Genomic DNA, 23605 nt, shown 5'->3' with positions numbered 1-23605 from the left:
TGAAAGTGTTGCTTGGCGAAGAAAACGTGTTGCTGCAGGCGCCGCAGCTTGCGCCCTACCGCAAAATTATGATGCCGGTAGATATTGAAGAATTCGCGCCGTCGGCGGCGGTTACGGCCACCACGGTTGAGCATGTGCAGGGTGTGGTCCATATCTGCAATAAGTTCAAGATTCCTGTATGGACAATCTCCACCGGCAAGAATCTTGGCTATGGCTCCGCCGCGCCTCATCATCGTGGCCAGATCATTCTTGATCTCAAGAAAATGAACAAGATCATCGAGGTCGACCCGGTGTTATGTACGGCGTTGCTCGAGCCGGGGGTTACTTACCAGCAACTGGTCAACTACCTGAAAGAAAAGGGTTACAAGCTTTGGGTCGACCCGCCCGCGCCGTCGGCCATTGCGGGGCCGGTGGGTAACACGCTAGACCGTGGCGTAGGCTACACGCCTTACTCTGAGCACTTCATGTTTTCTTGCGGCATGGAGGTCGTGCTTGCCGACGGCCAGGTGTTGCGTACCGCCATGGGGGGTGTTGAAGGCAGCAATACCTGGCAGATCTTCAAGTGGGGCTATGGCCCGTACCTGGACGGCATCTTTACCCAATCGAACTACGGCATCGTTACCAAGCTGGGTATCTGGCTTATGCCCGAACCCGAGGCCTACATGCCGTTCTCGGTGCGTTACAAGAAAGATGAAGACATTGAAGAGCTGGTCGAGCTGTTTCGCCCTTTAAGTATTTCCGGAATCATTCCCAACGGTGTGGTGCTGGCCGGCACTCTCTACGAGGCCAGTGCTACGGTGCGGCGTAGCGACTACACCACCGAAAAGGGCGCCACTTCGCCCGAAGTCCTTCAGCGCATTCGCGACGAGCACAACATTGGCGCCTGGACGGTATACGCTGCGCTTTACGGCGCCAAGGCCCAGGTTGAAACCAACTGGAAGATCGTGTCCGACCTGATCAAGGCATCGGGCAAGGGAGAGATTATTCTTGAGGAAGACGCCGGCGACGACCCGGCGTTCAAGTATCGGGCCGACCTTATGCGCGGCAACATGACACTGACCGAGTTCGGCCTGTACAACTGGCGCGGGGGCGGTGGGTCGATGTGGTTTGCCCCGGTTAGCCAGGCCAAGGGCTCTGAAACCCGCAAGCAGGTCGAGCTGGCCACCACCATTCTGAACAAGCATGGCCTGGATTACGTGGGCGAGTTTATTGTGGGGCAGCGGGCGATGCACCACATTATCGACGTTTTATACGACCGCACCAACACAGAAGAAATGCGGCGCGCCTACGATTGCTTCCATGAACTGCTTGACGAGTTCGAGAAGCATGGTTATGGGGTCTACCGCGTGAACAACGCATATATGAACCGTGTGGCCGAAACGTACGGTGCGGCGCAAAGGTCGATCAACCACAAGATCAAGCAGGCGCTGGACCCGAACAATATCCTTGCGCCGGGCAAGTCGGGCATCGACCTTGAAACCTACAAGCCCGACAAGGCTTGACGGTATAAGCCCCGCCTGGCCGGCACGCCGGGCGGGGCTTGGCGGTTATTGCGCCACCAGTTTTCTCATCCAGTCCAGCAATGCGGTCGGCAGGGCCTCGGCACGCGGCAGCAGGGCATATTGCCTTGCGCCGAATACGGTCTTCAAGTAGGCAGCCGCATGCCTGTCTATGGTCAGGCAGAACGGGAAGATGCCCTGCAGCTTGGCTTCTTCCACGGCCTTCTTCATATCTTCGACGCCGTAGCGGCCTTCGTACTCGTCTACATCGTTAGGCTTGCCATCGGAAAGCAGCAGCAGCAGCCGATGCTGTGCTTGTTGCTTCATGAGCAAGGCGGTGGCGTGCCGCAGGGCGGCGCCTGCGCGGGTGTAGTGCTGGGCGTCCAGCGCGGCAATGCGCAGGGCGATGTCGTTGCTGTAGGGCTCGTTAAAGGCCTTTACTTCGGTGACGGTGACATGATGGGGCCCTTCGCCGGAAAAGGCCTCGATGCTATAGGGGGCGCCCAGGCGCTCCAGCGCAATGCAGACCAGCAACAGGGCTTCGCGCTCTACATCAATAATACGTTTGTCGGCGGCCAGCCATGAATCGGTCGACCCGCTGATGTCGATCAGCAGGGTTATGGCCAGGTCGCGCGACTGGGGGCGTTGCAAGCGGTACAGGGCCTGTGGCATGGGCAGGCCGGCACGCATGTCGGCGCGGCCCTCTATGTACGCGTCCAGGTCTATTTCGCTGCCGTCCAGTTGGCGGCGTAGCCACAGGCGTTGGGCGCGCAGTGCTTCGAAGCGCTTGCGTATGGCTTCAAGTACGGTCTGATATTGCTTCAGGGTTTCGTCGACCCATTGCTGGGGGCCGGGCTGGTGGGGCAGCAGGTGCACGGCCGCACCGGGGAAGCGGTAACCGCCCTGGCGGTAGTCCCATTCGGGGTAATGCAGTATGCGGGCGGTCGAATCAAGCGGCCCGGCCTTGCGCATGCTGCGCTTTTCCAGGGGGTCGTCTGATAGCAGCACCTCTTTGGCGGCGCCGGGGGTCGAGACCAGCCGGGCCTCTTCCAGTTCCGAGAGCGCGTCGGCAAACTCTTCAGCGGGGGTGTCTTCGTCGCGGTCCACCGGGCGTTGCAGGCCGCGCGGGTCTTCGGCCTTCTCAAGGGGCGGGTTGGTCTGCACCATCCAGGTGCCTTGTCCGCGCTTGTCTTCATCTTTGTCGGCCTTGCGCTCCTTGGGGCGGCGCGCCATACGGGCGCCGCGCGGCGGCTTGGTGCCGGGCTGCTCGTCGGACGCAGGGGCGTTAAGCGCCTGCATTGGCTCGGGGGAGGGCGTGAACAGGTCGCCTGTCCAGGCGTCATGCAGCAATGCCTGGCGCTGAGGGCGGCGACTGCCGGGAAACGGCGCCATCAGGCGCGTTGCGAGCTTGCCGGCAAGCAGCAATGATTCTTGCGGGGTAGCGCAAAAGGGCAGGTGGGTGCCGCCTGGGTCGAAATTGAGCTTGGCCTGGGAGTCGTCAAGCAGCTGGAGGTAGGCCTGAAGCTGCGGCACGGCTTGCTGTATGGGTGTTTGCAGCATAGCCATCTTCAGGGTTTGAAACGGCATGCACGAATCCGGCAGCGAAGGGGGCTGCGCCAAGTGCCTCGACGCCATCCATTGGCGCAGCGTCTGAAGGTCGGGGCCGGCGCCGGGCAAGCGACGCAACAGCTCAACGTCGGCAGCCTGCGCTTCCAGCAGAATATATACGGCTCGCAAGGCCGGGTCGCCTTGGGTATGGGCAATAAGCCGGGCGCTGCCGCGTTGGGCGCGCATGGCTTGCTGCAAGGCCATGGCGCGAAACCGGGTAGTGGCAGTGGGTAGATGGGTAGCATCGGTACTGACCGGCAACCAAATATGCCGGCCGTCGGTGGCCGGTACTGGGGCGCCGTTGTTGTGAACGTCGTGCCGACGAAACAGCCGTGTCAGCATCGTGGGCGTCGCGGGTGCCTGGGCGGTTCGAAATGGATGCTGCTGCTCGAAGACGGCATTAATCAGCAGGTCAAGGCGTTCGGCCACCTGCGCAAGAACGATGGGGCGGGGTTGGTTCTGCGGGCCGCGATGCCGCAACCACAGGCTGCGCGCGTAGATGGTGGCGTGGCGGGCAATGTCTTGCAGGACGTCTTCGGCTTCGGCCATGGCTCGGGCTAGCGGAAACTAAGGTCGACCAGGTCTCGCATGGCACCGACCAACGAGGCATCGTCCGACAAAGGGGAAACCAGCCCTGCGTAGCACGCCTGGCGCGGCCTAATGCCTTGCGCCATCAATCCGGCCGTGGCAACCAGCAGCCGTGTGCTGGGTACCTCGGCCAAGCCGCGGTCTTGAAAAGCGCGCAGCTTGTGGGCCAGGGCGACCAGCGCGTTGGTCTGAGCAAGGTCAAGCCCGCTTTCGGCAGCCACTATCTGCGCCTCCCGCTCGGCAGGGGGGAAATCAAAATCAAGCGCAACAAAGCGCTGCCGGGTGCTGGGCTTAAGGTCTTTAAGCATGCGCTGGTAGCCCGGGTTGTAGGAAATGACCAGTTGAAAACCGGCAGGGGCTTCAAGTACTTCGCCGGTCTTGTCGATGGGCAAGATGCGCCGGTGGTCGGTCAGGGGGTGCAGCACCACAATGGTGTCCTGGCGTGCCTCTACCACTTCGTCCAGGTAGCAAATAGCGCCCTGGCGCACAGCGGTGGCCAAAGGGCCGTCTTGCCAAATGGTGTCGTCGTGCCGGATAAGAAAGCGGCCGATCAGGTCGCTGGCGGTTAGGTCGTCGTGGCAGGAAACGGTAATAAGCGGCCGGCCCAGCCGCCAGGCCATGTACTCGACAAAGCGTGTTTTGCCGCAACCAGTGGGGCCTTTAAGCATGACACCCAGGCGGTTTTGGTGGCACTGCTCGAACAGTTCAACCTCGTCGCCAAAGGGCAGGTAGTAGGGTGCGTCGCCCAAGGCGGGCACGGCGACGCTGGTTGCTTGACCTATGCCCATACTAACGCGCCCGCTCGCCTGCGTAGCGGGTGTCATGCAGTGGGCGACCAGGCTCGCCGCCTTGCGGCGCGGCGTTTGAAGCTTGGGCTTCGCCTACAAATACGGGTGCGCGGCGGAAGAAATCCCAGATAAAGAGCATGACGCCAATAACAAAGATCGACGCCGTAGCCACCAGCATCAAGAAATGCACCTGTATTTTTAGCTGAACATCGAGGTAGCCGATGCCCAGAACGCGCTCGAGGTAGACCTGGCCGATGCCCGCCGTGGCGAACGAAAGTGTCATACCGAACATGCCGCTGATCTGTAGCCAGAAAGCCCAATAACCCAGGCTGCTGCCCGACTCAGAGCGCCCACGGGTAAGCGTGGGCAGGGCGTAGGTGATAACCGCCAGAATGATCATGACATACGCGCCATAGAACGCGGCATGACCATGCATGGCGGTGATAAGGGTGCCGTGAGTCCACTTGTTGATGGCCGGGAATGTGTGAGCCAGACCCAGCAAGCCCGCACCAAACAAGGTGAACACTGCGCTGCCGATGGTCCAGTGCAGGGCCAGCCCGTTGGGGTGGCGCACACCCGAGCGGCGGATGGCAAAGTAGGCATACATGGCCATGCCCACCAGGGCCACGGGTTCCAGGGCACTGAAGAATCCGCCGAGCGGCAGCCAGTATGCAGGCACACCGACCCAATAGTAGTGGTGGGCGGTTCCCAGTATGCCGGCGATAAATACCAGGCCCACAATGACGTAAAGCCATTTTTCAAGCACCTCTCGGTCGGCACCCGAAAGGCGAATAAGCAGGTAGGCCAGGAAGGCGCCCTGGATCATTTCCCATACGCCCTCGACCCACAGGTGGATGGTCCACCAGCGGTAGTAGATGGATACCACGTAGTTTTCGTAGTGCAGCAATGCCGGCAAATACAGTACAGCCGAACTGGCCAGGCCCAGCAGCAGCACCCCTTCGGTGGTCGTGAAGCGGCCTGACTTTTTGATGGTCATGCCGATGTTGTAAAGAAAGATCAGCATGCAGACCACAATGGCGAATTTGTGTGGCAGGGGCTGCTCGAGCAGTTTGTTGCCTGTGCCGTAGCCAAAAAAGTAGCCGATGATTGCGGTAACGCCCATTATTGCCCAGATGACCAGCTGCAAGTACGCCAGTTTGGCGCTGTAAAGCTCGGTGCGCGATTCGTCGGCAATGATCCAGTAAGTGGCCCCCATGAAACCGGTCAGCACCCAGACGATAAGCAGGTTGGTGTGAATGGTTTTGGTCACGTCAAAGGCCATGACGTTAAGCAAGGGGTCGGGGCCCAGGTATTTGGCTGCCGACATCAGGCCGAACACCATTTGCAGGCCGAACAAGATCATGGCCAGTGCAAAGTACCAGTAAGCAACGGATTGAGTTTGATAACGCATGACGACTCCAGGTTCCCAGGGGCGGTTCAGGGTGAGCGAGGTTTATTTGAACGAGGCCAGATACGCCACAAGGTGGTCGATCTGCTCTTCGCTCAGGTCGTTGCCGTAAGTTGGCGGCATGAACGACACGCCATTGGCTGAATACATGGGGCCCGGGTGCAGGTAAGCACTGGGTTCCACGATTGACTCACGGATGAACTCTTCGACCGTGGTCGCTTTGCCCTGGTAATCGGGCGAATCAAGCGTTTTTTGTGCAGTGGTGGCCATGGCGGCCAAGGTGGGGCCGGCCAGGTTGACACCCGGAGCCGTGGAGTGACATGCGGCACAGGTAGGCACGGCCGAGTGGAACAGCGCCTGGCCCAACGCAATAGGGTCGTTCGCGCTGTCGACCGGACGCCCGCCGGGTGGCTGGCTGCCGCCTGCGGCGGTGCTTTGGTCTTGCTGGGCAATGCTAAGTTCGGTGCCCGGAATAGAGCCGCCGGTAACCAGAATGGGCCGTGGCGGCCAGCCTTGATTATCGACATTGGCGACCCAGTCCATAAACGCAATCACATCTGCAATTTCCTGGTCGTCAAGGTTGGGGTTGGGCATCAGGCGCCGGTGGCGCTTCTCGTCGTAGAACTGTGACGGGTCTTTCATGAAGGCCGTCAGGTAGGCGGTGCCGCGATGTTGGGTAATTTTGGTCAGGTCGGGCGCGTAATAGGCGCCTTCGCCGAAAATGGTGTGGCAGTTGATGCAGTTATTGTCGTGCCATACGTTTTGGCCGCGCACGACCTGGTCGGTAATGTTTTCAGAGTTGGTAAGGCTGGGAAACTGCCTGTGGCTGTCGATTGTAAGAATCAGGAATACAAGGCTGGCGATAGCGGTAGAGGCAATGGCGAATATTCGTGTTTGGCGCTTGTTCATGGGGCCCCCTTACACGCCGATGCCCGACCAGTTCAGTGCGCCGATGACGCCTGCGTACACAATGGCTGCCATCATAAGCAGTACCACGGCGTATCCGACACCCCGTAAAAAAGAAAACAAGACGTTCGATTGCACGTACACCCTCCTTTTTCTGACTTATTGCCGGGCTTTTAGCCTAGGGCCACTATACGCCCCCCTTTTGGCCTGTACAACCGTTTGGCCCATTGAAACGCCCGGGTTCGACCCCATATAGACACAGTTGTGCCGAGTTGCCGGCTGCGGCCGACCGCTGCGTGTGCTGCGCCGGCGGCCGGTGCGCCTGGCCTTAATGCATTGATTTTTCAGTTATTTAATTTCTACGACCGAACCATGAGCCAAGCAGAATCGACCCATCAGTCTTCCGAAACCCTAGGTTTTCAGGCCGAAGTAAAACAACTTTTGCACTTGATGATCCACTCTTTGTACAGCAACAAAGAGATTTTCCTGCGCGAGCTGGTCTCGAATGCATCCGACGCCTGCGACAAGCTGCGCTTTGAAGCCATTGACACGCCCGAACTGATGCAGGGCGACACCGAGCTGAGCGTACGCGTTGAGTACGACGCTGAGGCGCGCACGGTGACCATTTCCGATAACGGCATTGGCTTGTCGCGCGACGAAGCGGTTGCCAACCTGGGCACCATCGCCCGGTCGGGCACCAAAGAGTTTTTCTCGCGGCTCACGGGCGACAAGCAAAAAGACGCCAACCTTATCGGTCAATTCGGCGTCGGGTTCTATTCCTCGTTTATTGTTGCCGACAAGGTGACAGTGCGCAGCCGTCGTGCCGGGCTGCCCGAAGCCGAAGGCGTGCAGTGGGAGTCCGACGGGCAGGGCGAGTTCACCGTCGAGCAAATCAGCAAGGCTGATCGTGGCACTTCAATAACATTGCACCTGCGCGAAGGCGAAGACGACTTTCTTAGCGGCTGGAAACTGCGTGAAGTGTTGCGCCGTTATTCCGACCATATATCGCTGCCTGTGCAGATGCGCAAAGAAGAATGGAACGAAGAGCAAGCCAGACAGGTGGCCACCGAAGAGTGGGAAACTGTGAACCAGGCCAGCGCGCTTTGGACGCGGTCCAAATCAGACATCACCGACGAGCAGTATCAAGAGTTTTACAAGCACGTTGCGCACGATTTTGCCGACCCGCTGGCCTGGACGCACAACCGCGTTGAAGGGCGCAGCGAGTACACACAGTTGCTGTATGTGCCCAAGCAGGCGCCCATGGACCTTTGGGACCGTGACGGCCGACGCGGCGTCAAACTGTACGTAAAACGCGTGTTCATTATGGACGACGCCGAGCAGCTGTTGCCCAACTACTTGCGCTTTGTGCGTGGTGTTGTCGACTCAGCCGACCTGCCGCTTAATGTGTCGCGTGAAATCCTGCAAGAAAGCCGCGACGTGAAAGCCATACGCGAAGGTTCCGCCAAGCGTGTGCTTTCCTTGCTCGAAGATTTGGCCGAGAACCAGCCCGACCAATACGCGCAGTTCTGGGAGCAATTCGGTCAAGTGCTTAAAGAGGGCACCGGCGAAGACCCGGCCAACCGCGAGCGCGTTGCCAAGTTGATGCGCTTTGCCTCGACCCACACCGAAGGCCCCGTTCAGTCAGTGTCATTGGCTGACTACGTGGGCCGCATGAAAGAAGGCCAGGACAGCATCTACTACATCACGGCCGAGTCCTATCTGGCTGCGGCCAATAGTCCCCAGCTCGAAATCTTCCGCAAGAAGGGGCTCGAGGTCTTGCTGATGTCTGACCGCGTTGATGAATGGATGCTGTCGTTCCTGAACGAGTTCGAGGGCAAGAAACTGGTGTCTGTGGCCAAGGGCGGGCTCGATCTGGACAAGTTGGCTGACGAAGAAGAGAAGAAGCAGCAAACCGAGCAGGCCGAGTCCATGAAGCCTTTGGTCGAGCGCCTCGGCAAGGCCTTGGGCGAACGTGTAAAAGAAGTGCGCGTTACAGTGCGCCTGGTCGACTCGCCTGCCTGCGTGGTGGTGGACGCCGACGAACTCAGCCCGCATTTGCGCCGCATGTTGCAGGCGGCCGGCCAGCAGGCCCCTGAAACCAAGCCCATACTCGAGATCAACCCCGACCATGCCTTGATCGAGCGTATCAATCAGGCGCCTGACGAGGCCTTTGACGAATGGGCGCAACTTCTGCTGGATCAGGCCATGTTGGCCGAGGGGGCACAGCTTGAAGATGCAGCAGGCTTTGTGAAGCGCATGAACAAGCTGTTGCTGGGCTGATGCGGAACCAGACCCGGGCTGATAAGGCCTGGGTCTTTGCGAGCGGCGGGTATATGGCGTTGTCGGCCCGGATCAGGCCTGCGGCGGTACTTGCCGCCGGAACCAGCCGCTTTCACTGCCGTAACGGCTCCAGTCAAAGGCCGGGCCCGGGTCGGTCTTGCGCCCCGGGGCAATATGCTCATGGCCGCGCACGGCCCGCAAGGGGTGTCTGTTTCTTAGTGCCCGGGTCAAGGCTTTGAGGCTTGAGTATTGTTCGTCGCTATAGGCCTGCGTGTCGGTGCCTTCGAGCTCGATGCCGATTGAAAAGTCGTTGCAGCGTTCGCGCTCTTCAAAACGCGACACCCCTGCATGCCAGGCCCGTTCGTCGGTGGAAACGAACTGCACCATGCCGCCGTCCCGGCGTATTAGAAAATGCGCAGAAACAGTCAGGCCGCGCAAGCGTTCGAGCCAGGGGTGCGAAGCATGGTCGAGCCTGTTCAGGAAGAGGTCGATAATTTCGGGTCCGCCGAACGCGCCTGGTGGCAGGCTGATGTTGTGAATGACCAGCAGATAGGGATCGCAGCCCGCCGGGCGCGCATCGCAGTTGGGCGAGCGGGCGTGCTGCAGGCCCGGTCCGGGCTTCAGCCACCCGTGTTGATCAAGCACCAAGGGGGTCATGGGGCCGATTTAACGGCGCTGCCCGAGTTTGGCATGTTCGCTGCTGCACCAGGTTTCGCCGTTTAACAGCAGGGCTTCCGAGCGCGGCATATGTATGCCGCAATGTGCGCAGCGCACCATGGTTTCGGGCTGGTCTACCGATGGCGCCGCGGCCTTGCGCGGCAGTGAGCCGGCCTGAGGCGGGTTTGCGCGTTTTTCGTGGTGACGCGCCAAAATGCGTGCCACCAGCAATAGCGCCAGAATGACTACGGCCCAGAAGATGAGTTTTCCCAAATTAACCTCGGTTGAGAATGACGTCGATGACGAACCGGCTTCCGCTATACGAAAGCAGTACAAAGGCAAAACCCAGCAAGGTCCATCGTAGCGCCTGGCGGCCGCGCCAGCCGCGCAGATGACGACCGACCAGTAATACGGCAAAGGTCAGCCACGACAGCAATGTGAAAACGGTTTTGTGGTCTAGCGGGAAAAGCGCGCCGGTAAACTGTTGTGAAACGATGGCGCCCGTTATGACTGTAAGGGTCAGTATCGAAAAACTGATCCAGATAAGACGAAACAGCAGGTGCTCTTGCACCAGCAAGGGCGGCAGCGATTCGAGCGCACGGCTGAATGAGCCGCGCTCTTGGGCGTTGGTAACCGGGCGATGTAGGTAACGGTCGAGCGAAGCCATGAGCATGGCTTGCAAGGCGGCTACCGCGGTAAGGCCGTAGGCAGTCAGTGCAATCAGCAAATGAATGCGCAGCCATTCGTTGCCGGCGTTGCTAACAGAGTGTCCTTGGTGGAACACGGCGGCCAGGGCCGAAACCATCGCAGCGGCAGGGAGTAAAATAAGCAGCAACCCGTCGATGCGCTTGATCAGGCTTTCGAGCCAGAACACGATCATGCCCAGCCACAGGGCTGCCGACAGCGCAAGGGCCCAGCCCAAATACAAGTGGGCGGCGCTTTGCAAAATAGCCATATACAGCCCTGCTCCGTGTAGGGCAATGGCGCCCAGCAGGCACGTGCGTCGCATGGCGCCTATGGTGGCGGTCTGCAGGTCTTTGCTTTTAAGCGGCTGCCAAAGCGAAACGGCCAATAGGCCGTAGGCAAACGCGGCGAGCGAGTGAAATACAATGCCAGCAGACATAGACAAGATAAATTTTTTTGAAAGGGCGTTAAGGCATAATGCCTGATTACCCTTTATTTTAGTGCGTAGCGGCAACGTTAACCGTTTCTTATTTCGGTTAGTTGTCCGGCTAGTTTAAGCGAAAGACCAAGCGAAATATTCCCATGCTCGAAAACCTGACCCAGCGATTGTCCCGCGTCGTTAAAACGATGCGCGGCGAGGCGCGTCTTACCGAAGCCAACACGCAAGAGATGCTGCGCGAAGTGCGCATGGCCCTGCTCGAAGCCGACGTGGCTCTGCCCGTAGTGCGCGATTTTATCGCCCGAGTCAAAGAAAAGGCGCTTGGTCAAGATGTGGTTGGCAGCCTGAACCCGGGTCAGGCCCTGGTGGGGGTGGTTCATAAAGAGCTCACCTCGCTGATGGGGGGCGATCTTGGCGCTGAAGCGGGCGAGCTCTCGCTGGCTACTCAACCGCCTGCGGTCATCCTGATGGCAGGTTTGCAAGGGGCCGGTAAAACCACCACCAGTGGCAAGCTGGCCAAGTGGCTGGTTGAAGGCGGCCACGTACAAAACGGCCGTAAAACCGGCAAGAAGAAAGTGCTGGTGGTGAGTGCCGACGTTTATCGCCCGGCCGCTATCGATCAGTTGAAAACCGTGGCCGCTCAGGTCAATGTCGATTTTCTGCCTTCCGATTCCTCGCAGAAGCCACAAGACATCGCCATCCGGGCGCTTGACCATGCCAAGCGCCATCACTACGACGTGCTTATTGTCGATACGGCCGGTCGTCTGGGCATCGACGAAGTCATGATGCTCGAGATCCGCGCCCTGCACGACTTGCTCCGCCCCATCGAGACCTTGTTCGTGGTGGACGCCATGCAGGGCCAGGACGCGGTCAATACCGCCAAGGCCTTTGCCGACGCCCTGCCGCTGACCGGCGTGGTGCTTACCAAACTCGACGGCGACGCACGCGGCGGTGCCGCCCTGTCGGTCCGGCATGTCACGGGTAAGCCCCTCAAGTTTGTCGGTATGTCTGAAAAGCTCGACGGGCTCGAGCCTTTCCACCCCGAGCGAATGGCTCAGCGGGTGCTGGGCATGGGCGACATTGTTTCTTTGGTCGAGCAGGCGCAAAAGAATATCGACGTGGCCGAAGCCCAGAAGCTGGCGGCCAAGATCAAATCAGGCGACCGTTTCGACCTGAACGATTTTCGAGAGCAGCTTCAACAGGTCAAGAAAATGGGCGACATGGGTTCGATGCTTGAAAAACTGCCCGCCCAGTTTGCCCAGGCCGCGTCGCAATTGCAGGGCGGGCAAGCTGAAAAGCAGTTGCGTCGCACCGAAGGCATACTCAACTCCATGACACCTGCCGAGCGCGCCAAACCCGAAATACTGAAGGCGTCGCGCAAGCGGCGTATTGCAGCGGGCGCCGGCGTGCCGGTTCAAGAAGTCAACCGCATGTTGTCTCAGTTCGAGCAGATGCAGGGCATGATGAAGCAAATGAAAAAAGGCGGCATGGCCAAGATGATGCGCGCCATGGGTGGCCTCAAAGGGCTGGGCGGCGGCGGTGGGTTCGGCGGCTTTCGCCGTTAACCTCCGCCCACCGCAACCACAATTTCAATCACGTCGTTGTCATTCAGCGCGGTTTGCGCGTGCCTGCTTTTCGGAACGATGTCGCCGTTGCGCTCTACCGCAATGCGTTTTCCTTCGTACCCAAGGCTGCGCACCAGGTCGGACACGGTGGCGTCCTGACCCAGCGCATGGGGTTTGCCGTTCAAGGTAATGTTCATGGGGTCCTCCAGAATCGAGGGCCTTGCCGCTCGGTGGGTGTTTGATTCGGGCCGTTCTAACAGCCTTTGCGCTTGAAGATAAGATCCCAGACGCCATGGCCCAGGCGCAGGCCACGGTTCTCGAACTTGGTCAGCGGCCTGTAGTCGGGCCGGGGCGCAAACCCTGTGCAGGTGTTTTCAAGCAAGGGTTCGCCGCTTAATACTTCGAGCATCTGGTGGGCGTAGTGTTCCCAGTCGGTGGCGCAGTGTATATAGCCGCCCGGCTGCAGGCGACCGGCCAGCAACTGCACAAAGCCAGGCTGAACCAGCCGACGCTTGTGGTGGCGCTTTTTGGGCCAGGGGTCGGGGAAATAAATATGGATGCCGACCAGTGAATCAGGTGTGATCATGTCGCGCACCACCTCGACCGCATCGTGCTGAATAATGCGCACGTTCTGCAGTTGCGAAGCCTCGATACGTTTGAGCATGGCGCCTACGCCCGAGTTGAACACTTCGACGCCCAGGAAGTTGTCCTGGGGGCGCGCCAGCGCAATTTTTTCGGTGGTCTCGCCCATGCCAAAGCCAATCTCGAGCACGGTGGGCGCCGTGCGCCCAAATACCTGCTCGAAATCAAGCGGCGCAGCACGATACTGAACGGCCCATTTGGGCATCAGCAGATCAAGCGCTTCTTGCTGGCCGGCCGTAATGTGGCTGCGCCGATGCACGAAACTGCGGATCAGCCCGTAATCGGGGTGCGCCTGGGCGGCACCGCCCGATTCGGCTTGGGTGGGCGACGAGTTGTGGCCGGACGGAATATTAGACGGGGAACGGGGCATTGAATTCATAAGCTGAATTGTAGCCATTTGGCGTTTACTGCGACGGCCTGGTGCGCTAGCGTTTCGTTTGCGTGCAGAGCGGAATCACGAATACAATCGTTTTCCGGCGCAGCCGATATGCGGGCGTAGTTTAATGGCAAAACTAAAGCTTCCCAAGCTTTCGTCGTGGGTTCGATTCCCATCGCCCGCTCCACAGTATCGGCAAACGAAACTCTGTGCTGTCGACCAGGGTGCTCTCGCTAGATGATCAGCCCCGTTCCCTTGCCTGCGCTTTATACCGAGCGTGTAATTCCTCCGTCGACACGAATATTCTGCCCGGTAATATAGGCGCCGCCTTCGGATGCCAGGAAGGCGATGGTGGCGGCCATTTCTTCGATCTTGCCGTAGCGGCCCAGCGGAATGCGTGCGCGCGATTCGGCCTTTTCGGGCAGGCTGTCGAAGAAACCGGGCAGCACGTTGTTCATGCGCACGTTATCGGCCGCGTACTGGTCGGCGAACAGTTTGGTATAAGCGGCCAGGCCGGCACGAAATACACCCGAGGTTGGGAATGCGGGGTCGGGTTCGAACGCGGCGAAGGTTGAAATATTAATAATGACCCCCGACTTTTGCTTGACCATGGTGGGCGTAACCAGGCGGGTGGGGCGTACTACGTTCATGAAGTACACGTCCATGCCCTTGTGCCAGTCTTCGTCGGTAAGCTCCAGTACTGGAGCGCGCGGGCCGTGCCCGGCGCTGTTTACCAGCACGTCGATACGGCCCCAGCGCTGCAGCGCCGAGTCGACCAGGGTTTTAAGGTCGTCGTTTGACTGGTTCGAGCCGGTAATGCCGATACCGCCCAGCTCGTTGGCCAAGGCTTCGCCCTTGCCAGAAGACGACAGAATCGCTACCTTGAAACCGTCTTGGGCCAGCCGTTTGGCGGCCGCCGCACCCATGCCGCTTCCGCCTGCGGTAATTACCGCTACTTTTTCTACTGCCATGAATATTCCTGAGTGTTGTTTGGGTGAAGGTACACTTGCAAGATAATAGGCATGAATCCCAAATAATACGAGCGAGAAAATCTCGTTGGTGCAATAGAAAAACTACTGTATGAAACGCTCGTTTTCCCGCTCTGGAATTCCGCCCTTGAACGCTTTGCGCGCGTTCGAAGCCGCTGCCAGACATCTTAATTTCCGTCTGGCGGCCCAAGAGCTCAGCGTGACGCAGGCTGCGGTGGCGCAACAGGTGCGCGGGCTGGAAGCCTACCTGGGCATCAAGCTGTTCGAACGGCTGCCGCGTGGGCTCCGGCTTACTGATCAGGGACAGGCTTATCTGCCTGATCTGCGTCGGGCCTTTGATCTTATTGCCTCTGCTACGGCGGCCTTGCGCACCGGGCCCGAGCGGCTGACTATCAGTGTCACGCCCACCTTCGCATCCAAGTGGCTTATTCCGCGCCTGCCGCTATTTGTCGAGGCGCATCCGCTTGTCGACTTGCGCATACTGGCAACTGAAAGCGTTTCGGATTTTCGCCGGGATGACGTCGATATTGCAGTGAGGCAGGGTAATCCGCCTTTCGGGCCCGACCTCGTCTCCGACCTATTGTTCAAGCAAGAGATCATCGCTGTGCGCAGCCCGGCGCGCGGCGCGCACGGAACTGAATGGCTCGATGTCGCAGAACTTAAAAGCCAGGTGTTATTGCAAGATGCGCACGATTTATGGCCTCGGTTTCTAAACCAGACTCAAAAGCTGGAAGTGCCTGCAGGCGCCAGAAAACTTCGTTTCAATCAAACAAGCCTGGCCATTGATGCCGCCATTGCAGGGCAAGGCATTGCGCTGGTCAGCCGCTTTTTGGTCGAGCCCGAATTAACCACTACGCGGCTGGTACAAGCGCTGCCCGGCAGCCTGCAGGGCGCTGCCGATTTTTACGTGGTGGCCCCACGAACCCCTCGTCATGGCGAGTCGACCGAAATGCTGCGGCAATGGTTGCTTGAGCAGCGCGGCGCCTAAGCTTATATTCCGCCCAGCGCCAAATACTTCAGTTCCATGTATTCGTCCAGCCCGTGACGCGAGCCCTCGCGGCCCAGGCCCGAATGTTTGACGCCGCCAAACGGTGCTACTTCGGTAGAGATGAGGCCGGTGTTGACGCCCACCATGCCGTATTCCAGCGCTTCGGAAACCCGCCAGATACGCGCCATGTCGCGGCTGTACAAATACGATGCCAGACCGAACTCGGTGTTGTTTGCGTACGTGATGGCTTCTCCTTCATGATCAAAGCGCATCAGGGCCGACACCGGGCCGAAAATCTCTTGCCGGGTCAATGCCATGTTCTGGCTGATTTCGGTAAGCACCGTGGGCTGAAACCAAAGGCCGCCAAGCTCGTGGCTTGCGCCGCCGGCAATAACCTTGGCGCCTTTTGACTCTGCGTCAGCCACCAACTCTTTGATTTTATCCAGTGCCGCCTGGTTGATCAGCGGCCCCTGAACCACGCCCTCTTCAAGGCCCGGGCCCACCTTAAGCTTGGACGCGGTCTGCGCCAGCTTCTGGGCAAAGGAGTCGTAGATGCCGCTTTGCACGAGAAAGCGATTCGTGCAAACGCAAGTTTGACCGGTGTTGCGATACTTGGATGCGATTGCGCCCGCTACCGCCGCATCTACGTCGGCATCATCAAAGACAATAAAGGGTGCGTTGCCACCCAGCTCGAGTGAAAGTTTCTTGAGCGTGGGGGCGCTTTGCGCCATAAGTTGCCGACCGATCTCGGTAGAACCTGTAAACGACAGCTTGCGCACGACGGGGCTGCGGGTAAGGGTTTCGCCAATGGGGGTTGAGTCACCTGTCACCACATTGAAAACGCCCGCCGGAACGCCCGCGCGGGCGGCAAGTTCGGCCAGCGCCAGCGCTGAAAGCGGTGTGGCGCTGGCCGGCTTGAGCACCATGGTGCAGCCGGCAGCCAAGGCAGGCCCGGCCTTGCGGGTGATCATGGCAGAAGGGAAGTTCCAGGGGGTGATGGCTGCGCAAACGCCGACGGGCTGCTTCAAGACAAGCAAGCGCCGATCCGGGAAGGGCGACGGAATGACCTCGCCATACGCCCGCTTGCCTTCTTCGGCATACCACTCGATAAACGACGCCGAGTAGGCGATTTCGCCACGGGCTTCGGCCAAAGGCTTGCCTTGCTCCAAGGTCAGCAAACGGGCCAGGTCTTCCTGGTGGTGCATCATCAGCTCGAACCAGCGACGCAAGATGCCGGCGCGTTCTGCCGCCGTTCGGGCGCGCCATGACGGTAGCGCCCGCTCGGCTGCGTCGATGGCGCGCTGAGCCTCAGCGGCGCCGCCCCGGGGCACCCCGGCCAGGGTGTTGCCGTCGGCAGGGTTGTGCACGCTAATGAATTCGCCGCTGTCTGCGTTGACCCACTCGCCGTCTATATAACACTGCTGTCGAACGAGGCTAGGATCCGTCAATTTGAAATCAAAGGCCATGGGGGTCTCCGGGAGTGCCTGGCGACACAAACGTCATGCCTTGATTGTAGGCCGCCTTGTCTTGCCGCAAACAAACACGTTCTTGCCGACGCAGCGAACCATTATGTGGCGGCGGGTGCCCGTAGGCGGGGGTCGTCGGCCTCTACCGGATCGAAGTGAGTCATGACATCAAGCACATGCTCGTTCTCGATGACCCTGGCCCGCGCCCGTACGGCGATTTCGTGGCCTTCGGCAATGGAAAGGCTGCCGTCCATCTCGAGGTCGACTTCGACCCAGATCATGTCGCCCAGCTTTCGGGTTTTAAGGTCGTGAACACCCAGGACGCCGGGCGTATCGAGCAGGTGCTGGCGGATGCGGTCCTGGGTGGCGGTGTCGACGGCCTTGTCCAGCAGGTCGCCGAACGAGCGGGAAAAGAACTTCCAGCCCATGCGGGCGATCATCAGGCCGACGATCAGTGCAGCCAGCGAGTCGGCCACGGAAAAACCGGCCAGGTTCGCCATAATGCCAAGGGCCACCACCAGGGACGAGGCCGCGTCGGAACGGGCGTGCCAGGCATTGGCAATCAGCATCGTCGAACGTATGCGCTCGCCCACGTTGCGCATGTAACGGAACAGGGACTCTTTACCGGCAATGACAAACAGTGCCACGACCAGCGCGGCCGGGTGCACTTGAGGAATGTCGGCGGGGTTCTGCAGACGACCAAAGGCAGCCCAGAGCAGGCCCGCACCGACGCCCATCAGCAACACCCCCAACAGCATGGATGCAGCCGTTTCAAAGCGCAGGTGGCCATAGTGGTGGTTGTCGTCGGGCGCCTTGTGGCTGTGCGCATTGGCGACCAGTACCACGCCGTCGCCCAGCAGGTCGGACATGGTATGGATGGCGTCTGCAACCAGGGCTTGCGAGTGCGCCACCACACCAATGATCAGCTGCAGGATGGTCAGGATTATATTGACACCAACGCTGACCAGGACGGCGACGCGCCCCTGCTTGTGCCTGATCGGATCCATTCCGTTTTGCATCACGAGATTCGCATGCCGGGCTGTGCGCCGGGCCAGGGCTCAAGAATATAGATGCCCGGGTTGGCGGTTTCGTCGGCGTGGCTGGCCGCCAGCACCATGCCTTCGGACACCCCGAATCGCATCTTGCGAGGCGCCAGATTGGCCACCAGCACCGTGAGCTTGCCGGTGAGGTCGTTGGGCGAATAGTCTGACTTAATGCCTGAAAACACTTGGCGGTGCCGGCCTTCGCCCGCGTCAAGCGTCAGGCGCAGCAGCTTGTCGGAACCCTCGACTGCCTCGCAGGCCACAATGCGCGCAATGCGCAGATCGACCTTGGCAAAGTCCTTGAAGTCGATGGCGTCGGCAATGGCTTCGCCGCCGGGGGTGGGCAGTTCCGGGGCGGGCGGTTCGAACAGCTCGTCGAGCATGGCCGGCTCGACCCGTTTCATCAGGTGCTTGAACGGCTGGATGCTGGTGGGTGCAACCGAGGCGTCTTGCCAGCGGTAAGGCGTTGGATCACCGAACAGATCTTGAGCTACACGGGCGGTTAGTGCGGGCAATACCGGGGCCAGCATGACCGACAGCGCCTTGAAGCCGGCCAGCGCGCGCGAGCAGATGTCTTGCAGTGCGGGGCGCCGTTCGTCGTTCGGGGTTAGGCCCTTGGCCAGCACCCAGGGCTGGGCGGCGTCGAACGCCTGGTTGACCGTGTCGGCATAAGCCATCAGGCGGCGAATGGCACGGCCGTACTCACGCGCCTCGAAATCGGCCTGAACCTGCGCCGCCACGGCCGCGATGTCGCTGGTCAGGGCGGTGGTGTCGCCGGTGTAGCCCAGTTGGCCGTCAAAGTATTTGCTGATGAAGTTGGCGGCGCGACTGGCAATATTGACGTACTTGCCGACCAGGTCGCTGTTGACCCGTGCCACGAAGTCGTCGGGGTTGAAGTCCAGGTCTTCGACATGGGAATTGAGCTTGGCTGCTATGTAGTAGCGCAGCCATTCGGGGTCCATGCCTATTTCAAGGTAGCGCAGCGGCGAAATGCCCGTGCCGCGGCTTTTTGACATTTTTTCGCCGCTGACGGTAATGAAGCCGTGTACGTGCAGGCCGTCTGGCGTTTTGCGACCCGAAAACCGAAGCATGGCGGGCCAGAACAGGGCGTGAAAATAGACAATGTCCTTGCCGATGAAGTGCACTTGTTCAGTGTCGCCGGCAGGGTCAAGCAGGGCGTCGAAATCAAGCCCCTGCTTGTCGCAGTAGGCTTTGAACGAAGCCAGATAACCCACCGGCGCGTCGAGCCAGACATAAAAGTACTTGCCCGGCGCATCGGGAATTTCGATGCCGAAATAAGGCGCGTCGCGGGAAATGTCCCAGTCGGCCAGATTGGCTTCGCTGTCGTCGTTGCCACTGCCCAACCATTCGCGGGTCTTGGCCAGCACCTCGGCCTGCAGGCGCTTGTTGCCACGGCGGTTGTTGCCGGTTGTCCAGTCTTGCAAGAACTCGACGCAGCGCTGGTCGGACAGATTGAAAAAGAAATGCTCGGACGATTTGAGTACCGGCTTGGCCTTGGTAAGCGTCGAGTACGGCTCGATCAATTCGGTAGCTGTGTATACAGCGCCGCACGATTCGCATGAATCGCCGTACTGGTCCTTGGCGTGGCAGGTGGGGCACTCGCCCTTTATGTAGCGGTCGGGCAGGAACATGCCCTTGACCGGGTCATAGAACTGTTCGACATTGCGCGAGCTGATAAAGCCGGCTGACTTCAGGCTGCGGTAAATGTCTTGCGACAGCGCCACGTTTTCGGGCGAGTCGGTTGAATGCCAGTGGTCGAACTGGATCTGAAAGCCGTTGAGGTAGCGCGGCCGCTCGGCGGCGTAACGCGCCACCAGTTCTTGCGGCGAAATACCTTCGCTCTCGGCCTTGAGCATGATGGGCGCGCCGTGGGCGTCGTCGGCACCGACGAAATGCACGGTATGGCCCGCCATTCGCATGGTTCTGACCCAGATGTCGGCCTGGATATATTCCATGATATGACCGATGTGGAAGGAACCATTGGCGTAAGGCAGGGCGGTGGTGACAAATATCGTGCGCGACATGAACAATGAGTAAAAAAGAGTAAGGAGGCGTTTCGGCGGAAGCGCCGAATGCACAATAGAACCGCCCTGGCACGCATAACGCGCCAGGGCGGTTCTATTGTAATGAATCGCTGAGGCTTTGGGCGCTGAAGCCCTTAGGCCCGGGCTTTAGGGGATTTCGCGCATTTTTACGTCGACCACGTCGTCTTTGCGAAACGAAGCGGATCGGGCCGAGGGCTGGCGGCTGTCCCAGTAGGCGCGTACACCGAAGGGGCGGCCCTTGATGCGAGCCACAATGTACAGCACCCCGATGGCGATGGCGGTGGACACCATGAAGATGAACGCCATGGCCATGCCGCAGATGGCCAGAACCAGGAAAAGGACGCCGCGAAGAATTTGTGTGAATGTATTCATATGGCTTGATAGACAGCCGTTGCGGAAAATAATTCCCCGATCCGCTATTCTTGAGGCTTGAGTCGAGAGTTATTTTTACAAGGCATGGAAATGAGTCCTTCTATTGAGCAGGTTAGCGCTGCGCTGGCCGAAGTGGTCGACCCGGCGACCAAACGCAAGCTGGGGCCGGCGACGATCAAGAACAGCACGCTGCAACTGAACGGAAACACGCTTGGTCTTACTTTAGCGCTTGATTACCCTTTATACAACGACCCGTCCGAGTTACGGAAACTGCTTGAAACAGCTCTGGCCGCGCAAGGTGTTTCGTTGGGCGAGCTCAGTTTCATCACCCGTATTCAGACCCACGCCGTTCAGCCGGGGCTAAAGCCTTTGCGTAATGTGCGCAATATTATTGCCGTGGCGTCGGGCAAGGGCGGCGTGGGCAAAAGCACTACGTCGGTCAACCTGGCTTTGGCGTTAAGCGCCCAGGGTGCCAGCGTCGGCTTGCTTGATGCCGATATTTACGGCCCCAGCGTACCGATTATGCTGGGCGTGTCGGGCAAACCAAAAAGCCTCGACAATAAATCCATGGAGCCTCTGGAAGGGCACGGGCTGCAGGCCAACTCCATCGGTTTTTTAATCGATCAAGACGCACCAGCCATTTGGCGTGGGCCCATGGTCAGCCAGGCGCTTGAACAATTGCTGCAACAAACCAATTGGCGCGACCTTGACTACCTGATTATCGACATGCCCCCCGGTACCGGCGATATAGCCCTGACCATGTCGCAAAAGGTTCCGCTTACCGGCGCGGTCATTGTCACCACGCCCCAGGATCTGGCCCTGGCCGACGCGCGCAAGGGTTTGCGCATGTTCCAGAAGGTCGATGTTCCGGTGCTGGGCGTAGTCGAGAACATGTCGGTACACGTGTGTTCGAACTGTGGTCATGCCGAGCCCATTTTCGGCCAGCACGGCGGGCGCGACATGGCGGCTGAATACCATCTTCCCTGGTTGGGCGCTTTGCCCTTGGCCATGAGCATTCGCCAGCAAACCGATTCGGGCAAGCCCACGGTCGTGGCCGAGCCCGACGGCCCTGTGGCCAGGCTGTATCACGACATTGCGCATAAGGTGGCGTTGCAGGTGGCGGCATTGCCTCGCGACTTCTCTGCGAAAATGCCCACCGTGGTCGCCAGGCACTAGGCGTCTGGCACGTCGATGCGTCTGGCGATCGCCTCTGCAGTACTGGTGTTGGGCCTGATACCGGCGGCACTCGCGGCTACGCCTGAAGTCACGATCGACCCGGGCGGCGTGCCCCCCGAGGCATTGCAATCCATTATGGGTGCGGTTGATGTCATCACCCGATTGGCCGAAGACCAGGACGGCGGCGAGGTGTCGCGTCTGCGGCGTCGCGCGCGCGATGCGACGCTGTCGGCGCTTGAGACGCAGGGGTATTTTTCGGCTGTGGTCAACCTCGAGGTCGGCTCTGACGTGGTGGGCGAAACCTGGGACATCACCATCGAACCCGGCCCTCGAACCGACGTCAGGTCTGTTGACCTGGCGTTCTCCGGGCACATCGCCACCCCGCCCTTTGCGGGGCGGGTCGACACGCTTAAGGCCGCCTGGCCACTGCCCGAAGGCATGCCCTTCGTGAACGAACAATGGAACAGTGCCAAGAGTGAATTAATCGACGCGGTCAGCCGCAAAGACTTCTACCTGGCCCGAATCCGTGCCTCGCAAGCGACCATACTGGCCGACGAGGCACAGGCCGATCTGCACGTGGCGGTCGACAGCGGGCCGCGTGTGCGCATGGGCGAACTTACCGTCAACGGCTTGCGGCGGGTTCCCCGAAAGCTGATCGACCGCTACGTAAGATACACGCCGGGCGACCCCTACGATCAAGACCTGCTCGACGAATGGCAGCAGGCGCTCGAATCCACTACGTTCTTTCGTGGCGCTTTTGTTGTCCTGGAAGACGACCCGGCGCTTCGTCATACCCGTCCGGACGGCGAAGTTGAAATTCCGGTTTCGGTGCGCGTTACCGAAGCCCCGGCAAAACGATTGTCGGGCTCGTTGGGTCTGGACAGCGACCACGGGGTGCGGATCGAGGGCTTGTATCGCCAGAACGTCGTCTTTGGCCAGCCCATTTCGATCGAAACCGGGTTTGGTGTCGACAGGAAACGCCAGCGGGCGTTTTACGATATTTATTTTCCGCCCAGCGAGCGCGGGTACCAGGACAGCGTGGGTGTGCTTTACAACCATTCCGACATCGAGGGCCTGGACACCACACGCTACGGTTTAGGCTGGAAGCGTTCGCAACAGCGCAAGGCGGCCGGAGACAGCCGAGTCGAATTCGAAACGCGGTGGGGCTTGATTGCCGCGTATGACAAAACCCAAATCGACGGTGCCGAAAGCTACAAGGTGCCCTCTTTGGTGGCCACCTGGCAATGGCTGCGTCGCGATGTCAACGACAAGTACGACCCCCGTGAAGGCAACTTGTTTGATTTTGGTGTTGGCACCGGCGTTACCCTGGACAAGGGCGAGCCGTTTCATCGAGCCAGCGTAAGGCTGCAGCAATGGTGGCCGATAGGCAAGCGTGATGTCCTGACGTTGCGCGGCGAGGTGGGCAAGGTGTGGTCCAGAACCGACCGCCTGCCCGAAGACTTCGGGTTTCGGGTCGGTGGGGGGCGAACCATACGCGGGTACAAGTTTCAAAGCATAGGGCTGCCGCGTGGCGATGCCACCATCGGGGCTCCAGCCATGGTCGTGGCCAGCGTCGAGTACACGCACTATTTCACAGAAAGCATCGGCATGGCCACGTTCGTCGATTTCGGTGACGCCACCGAGTCGTTTGGCGACATGGATCTGGCTTTTGGCTATGGCGTGGGGGCTCGGGTGCGCACGCCGGCCGGCCCCTTTGGCATTGACGTGGCCTATGGCCAGCGAGACCGCAGGCTGCGCCTGCACTTTTCGTTGGGGATCGCATTTTGAACCGGCCCGTGCGTTGGCTGTTGCTTTGGATGGCGCCGGCCCTTGTTTTGTTGCTGGCCCTGCTTGGCGGGTTTCTGGTGTGGGCGGTGGGTTCCGAGCCCGGAACACGCTGGGCGCTGCGCACCGCCGTGTCACAGCTTGAAGGCAATGTTTCCGGTGTTCGCGGCTCGATCTGGCGGGGTCTGACAGTAAAAGAGTTGCGCCTGGTCGTGCCCGCCGCTGATATTCATATCAAAGACCTCGAGCTGCACGTGGCGTGGCGCGAGCTGCTTGACCG

General features: G+C 59.8%; 22 protein-coding genes and 1 tRNA gene. 8 read left to right on the top strand and 15 right to left on the bottom strand.

All coding sequences use genetic code 11. The features are described 5' to 3' along the window. Positions 1-1502 (top strand): FAD-binding oxidoreductase (locus VL003_RS08740; protein ID WP_325441588.1); only part of this gene is annotated, 1502 nt, incomplete at its 5' end. Between the two features lie 45 nt (positions 1503-1547). On the opposite strand, the gene VL003_RS08735 is transcribed toward VL003_RS08740, so the two are convergent. The 5 genes from VL003_RS08735 to VL003_RS08715 are packed head-to-tail and all read right to left on the bottom strand — an operon-like array spanning position 1548 to position 6935. Further along, complete coding sequence (locus tag VL003_RS08735; protein ID WP_325441586.1) at positions 1548-3656, bottom strand: nitric oxide reductase activation protein NorD; 2109 nt, start codon at positions 3654-3656, stop codon at positions 1548-1550. An 8-nt stretch (positions 3657-3664) separates the two neighbouring features. Next, positions 3665-4483, bottom strand: coding sequence for a CbbQ/NirQ/NorQ/GpvN family protein (locus VL003_RS08730; RefSeq protein ID WP_325441584.1), 819 nt, complete (start codon positions 4481-4483; stop codon positions 3665-3667). A 1-nt stretch (position 4484) separates the two neighbouring features. Next, a complete protein-coding gene (locus tag VL003_RS08725) occupies positions 4485-5894 on the bottom strand; it encodes a cbb3-type cytochrome c oxidase subunit I (RefSeq protein WP_325441582.1) in 1410 nt (469 codons plus the stop codon). A 42-nt stretch (positions 5895-5936) separates the two neighbouring features. Continuing rightward, positions 5937-6800, bottom strand: coding sequence for a cytochrome c (locus VL003_RS08720; RefSeq protein ID WP_325441580.1), 864 nt, complete (start codon positions 6798-6800; stop codon positions 5937-5939). 9 nt (positions 6801-6809) lie between these two features. After that, positions 6810-6935: a hypothetical protein gene (locus tag VL003_RS08715; RefSeq protein WP_325441578.1), complete on the bottom strand. Its 126-nt coding sequence runs from the start codon at positions 6933-6935 to the stop codon at positions 6810-6812. A 234-nt stretch (positions 6936-7169) separates the two neighbouring features. Here VL003_RS08715 and htpG point away from each other — a divergent pair, with 234 nt between their 5' ends. Continuing rightward, positions 7170-9077: a molecular chaperone HtpG gene (htpG, locus tag VL003_RS08710; RefSeq protein WP_325441576.1), complete on the top strand. Its 1908-nt coding sequence runs from the start codon at positions 7170-7172 to the stop codon at positions 9075-9077. Between the two features lie 72 nt (positions 9078-9149). On the opposite strand, the gene ampD is transcribed toward htpG, so the two are convergent. The 3 genes from ampD to VL003_RS08695 are packed head-to-tail and all read right to left on the bottom strand — an operon-like array spanning position 9150 to position 10857. Further along, positions 9150-9734 (bottom strand): 1,6-anhydro-N-acetylmuramyl-L-alanine amidase AmpD, encoded by a 585-nt coding sequence (ampD, locus tag VL003_RS08705; RefSeq protein ID WP_325441574.1) that lies wholly within the window; start codon positions 9732-9734, stop codon positions 9150-9152. A 9-nt stretch (positions 9735-9743) separates the two neighbouring features. Then, a complete protein-coding gene (locus tag VL003_RS08700) occupies positions 9744-10007 on the bottom strand; it encodes a PP0621 family protein (RefSeq protein WP_325441572.1) in 264 nt (87 codons plus the stop codon). Position 10008: 1 nt separating this feature from the next. Then, a complete protein-coding gene (locus VL003_RS08695) occupies positions 10009-10857 on the bottom strand; it encodes a cytochrome C assembly family protein (RefSeq protein ID WP_325441571.1) in 849 nt (282 codons plus the stop codon). Between the two features lie 143 nt (positions 10858-11000). On the opposite strand from VL003_RS08695, the gene ffh reads away from it, so the two are divergent. Continuing rightward, positions 11001-12422, top strand: coding sequence for a signal recognition particle protein (gene ffh / locus VL003_RS08690; RefSeq protein WP_325441570.1), 1422 nt, complete (start codon positions 11001-11003; stop codon positions 12420-12422). Here ffh and thiS read toward each other — a convergent pair. Next, positions 12419-12619 (bottom strand): sulfur carrier protein ThiS, encoded by a 201-nt coding sequence (gene thiS, locus VL003_RS08685; RefSeq protein ID WP_325441568.1) that lies wholly within the window; start codon positions 12617-12619, stop codon positions 12419-12421. The two genes, ffh and thiS, sit on opposite strands and share 4 nt — an antisense overlap. A 56-nt stretch (positions 12620-12675) precedes the next feature. Beyond that, positions 12676-13434 carry a tRNA (guanosine(46)-N7)-methyltransferase TrmB gene (gene trmB, locus VL003_RS08680; protein WP_414708271.1) on the bottom strand — a complete coding sequence of 253 codons (759 nt, stop codon included), beginning with the start codon at positions 13432-13434 and terminating at the stop codon, positions 12676-12678. A 119-nt stretch (positions 13435-13553) separates the two neighbouring features. Here trmB and VL003_RS08675 point away from each other — a divergent pair. Beyond that, a tRNA-Gly gene (locus VL003_RS08675) sits at positions 13554-13627 on the top strand. A 79-nt stretch (positions 13628-13706) separates the two neighbouring features. Here VL003_RS08675 and VL003_RS08670 read toward each other — a convergent pair. Next, positions 13707-14411 carry an SDR family oxidoreductase gene (locus tag VL003_RS08670; protein WP_325441566.1) on the bottom strand — a complete coding sequence of 235 codons (705 nt, stop codon included), beginning with the start codon at positions 14409-14411 and terminating at the stop codon, positions 13707-13709. Positions 14412-14520: 109 nt separating this feature from the next. Between VL003_RS08670 and VL003_RS08665 the strand changes: the two genes are divergently transcribed. After that, entirely contained in the window at positions 14521-15417 is an 897-nt protein-coding gene (locus VL003_RS08665) for a LysR substrate-binding domain-containing protein (protein ID WP_325441564.1), read from the top strand. A 2-nt stretch (positions 15418-15419) separates the two neighbouring features. On the opposite strand, the gene VL003_RS08660 is transcribed toward VL003_RS08665, so the two are convergent. The 4 genes from VL003_RS08660 to VL003_RS08645 all read right to left on the bottom strand — a co-directional run bounded on the left by VL003_RS08660 (position 15420) and on the right by VL003_RS08645 (position 20364). Continuing rightward, positions 15420-16883, bottom strand: coding sequence for an NAD-dependent succinate-semialdehyde dehydrogenase (locus tag VL003_RS08660; protein WP_325441562.1), 1464 nt, complete (start codon positions 16881-16883; stop codon positions 15420-15422). 101 nt (positions 16884-16984) lie between these two features. Continuing rightward, entirely contained in the window at positions 16985-17890 is a 906-nt protein-coding gene (locus VL003_RS08655) for a cation diffusion facilitator family transporter (protein WP_325441560.1), read from the bottom strand. Positions 17891-17901: 11 nt separating this feature from the next. Continuing rightward, positions 17902-19971, bottom strand: coding sequence for a methionine--tRNA ligase (gene metG / locus VL003_RS08650; protein WP_325441559.1), 2070 nt, complete (start codon positions 19969-19971; stop codon positions 17902-17904). Positions 19972-20118: 147 nt separating this feature from the next. Continuing rightward, entirely contained in the window at positions 20119-20364 is a 246-nt protein-coding gene (locus VL003_RS08645) for a hypothetical protein (RefSeq protein WP_325441557.1), read from the bottom strand. 90 nt (positions 20365-20454) lie between these two features. On the opposite strand from VL003_RS08645, the gene apbC reads away from it, so the two are divergent. The 3 genes from apbC to VL003_RS08630 all read left to right on the top strand — a co-directional run. Continuing rightward, on the top strand, positions 20455-21540 hold the full coding sequence (gene apbC / locus VL003_RS08640) for an iron-sulfur cluster carrier protein ApbC (protein ID WP_325441555.1): 1086 nt from the start codon (positions 20455-20457) through the stop codon (positions 21538-21540). 15 nt (positions 21541-21555) lie between these two features. Next, on the top strand, positions 21556-23328 hold the full coding sequence (locus VL003_RS08635) for an autotransporter assembly complex protein TamA (protein ID WP_325441553.1): 1773 nt from the start codon (positions 21556-21558) through the stop codon (positions 23326-23328). Positions 23329-23336: 8 nt separating this feature from the next. After that, on the top strand, positions 23337-23605 hold a 269-nt coding region (locus VL003_RS08630), incomplete at its 3' end, for a hypothetical protein (protein ID WP_325441551.1).

Source organism: Pusillimonas sp. (genome assembly GCF_035515275.1).
In the GTDB taxonomy this organism is placed as follows: Bacteria; Pseudomonadota; Gammaproteobacteria; order Burkholderiales; family Burkholderiaceae_B; genus Pusillimonas.
Note: the sequence above shows the minus strand (reverse complement) of the source record. Positions and strands in the feature narration are given on the sequence as shown.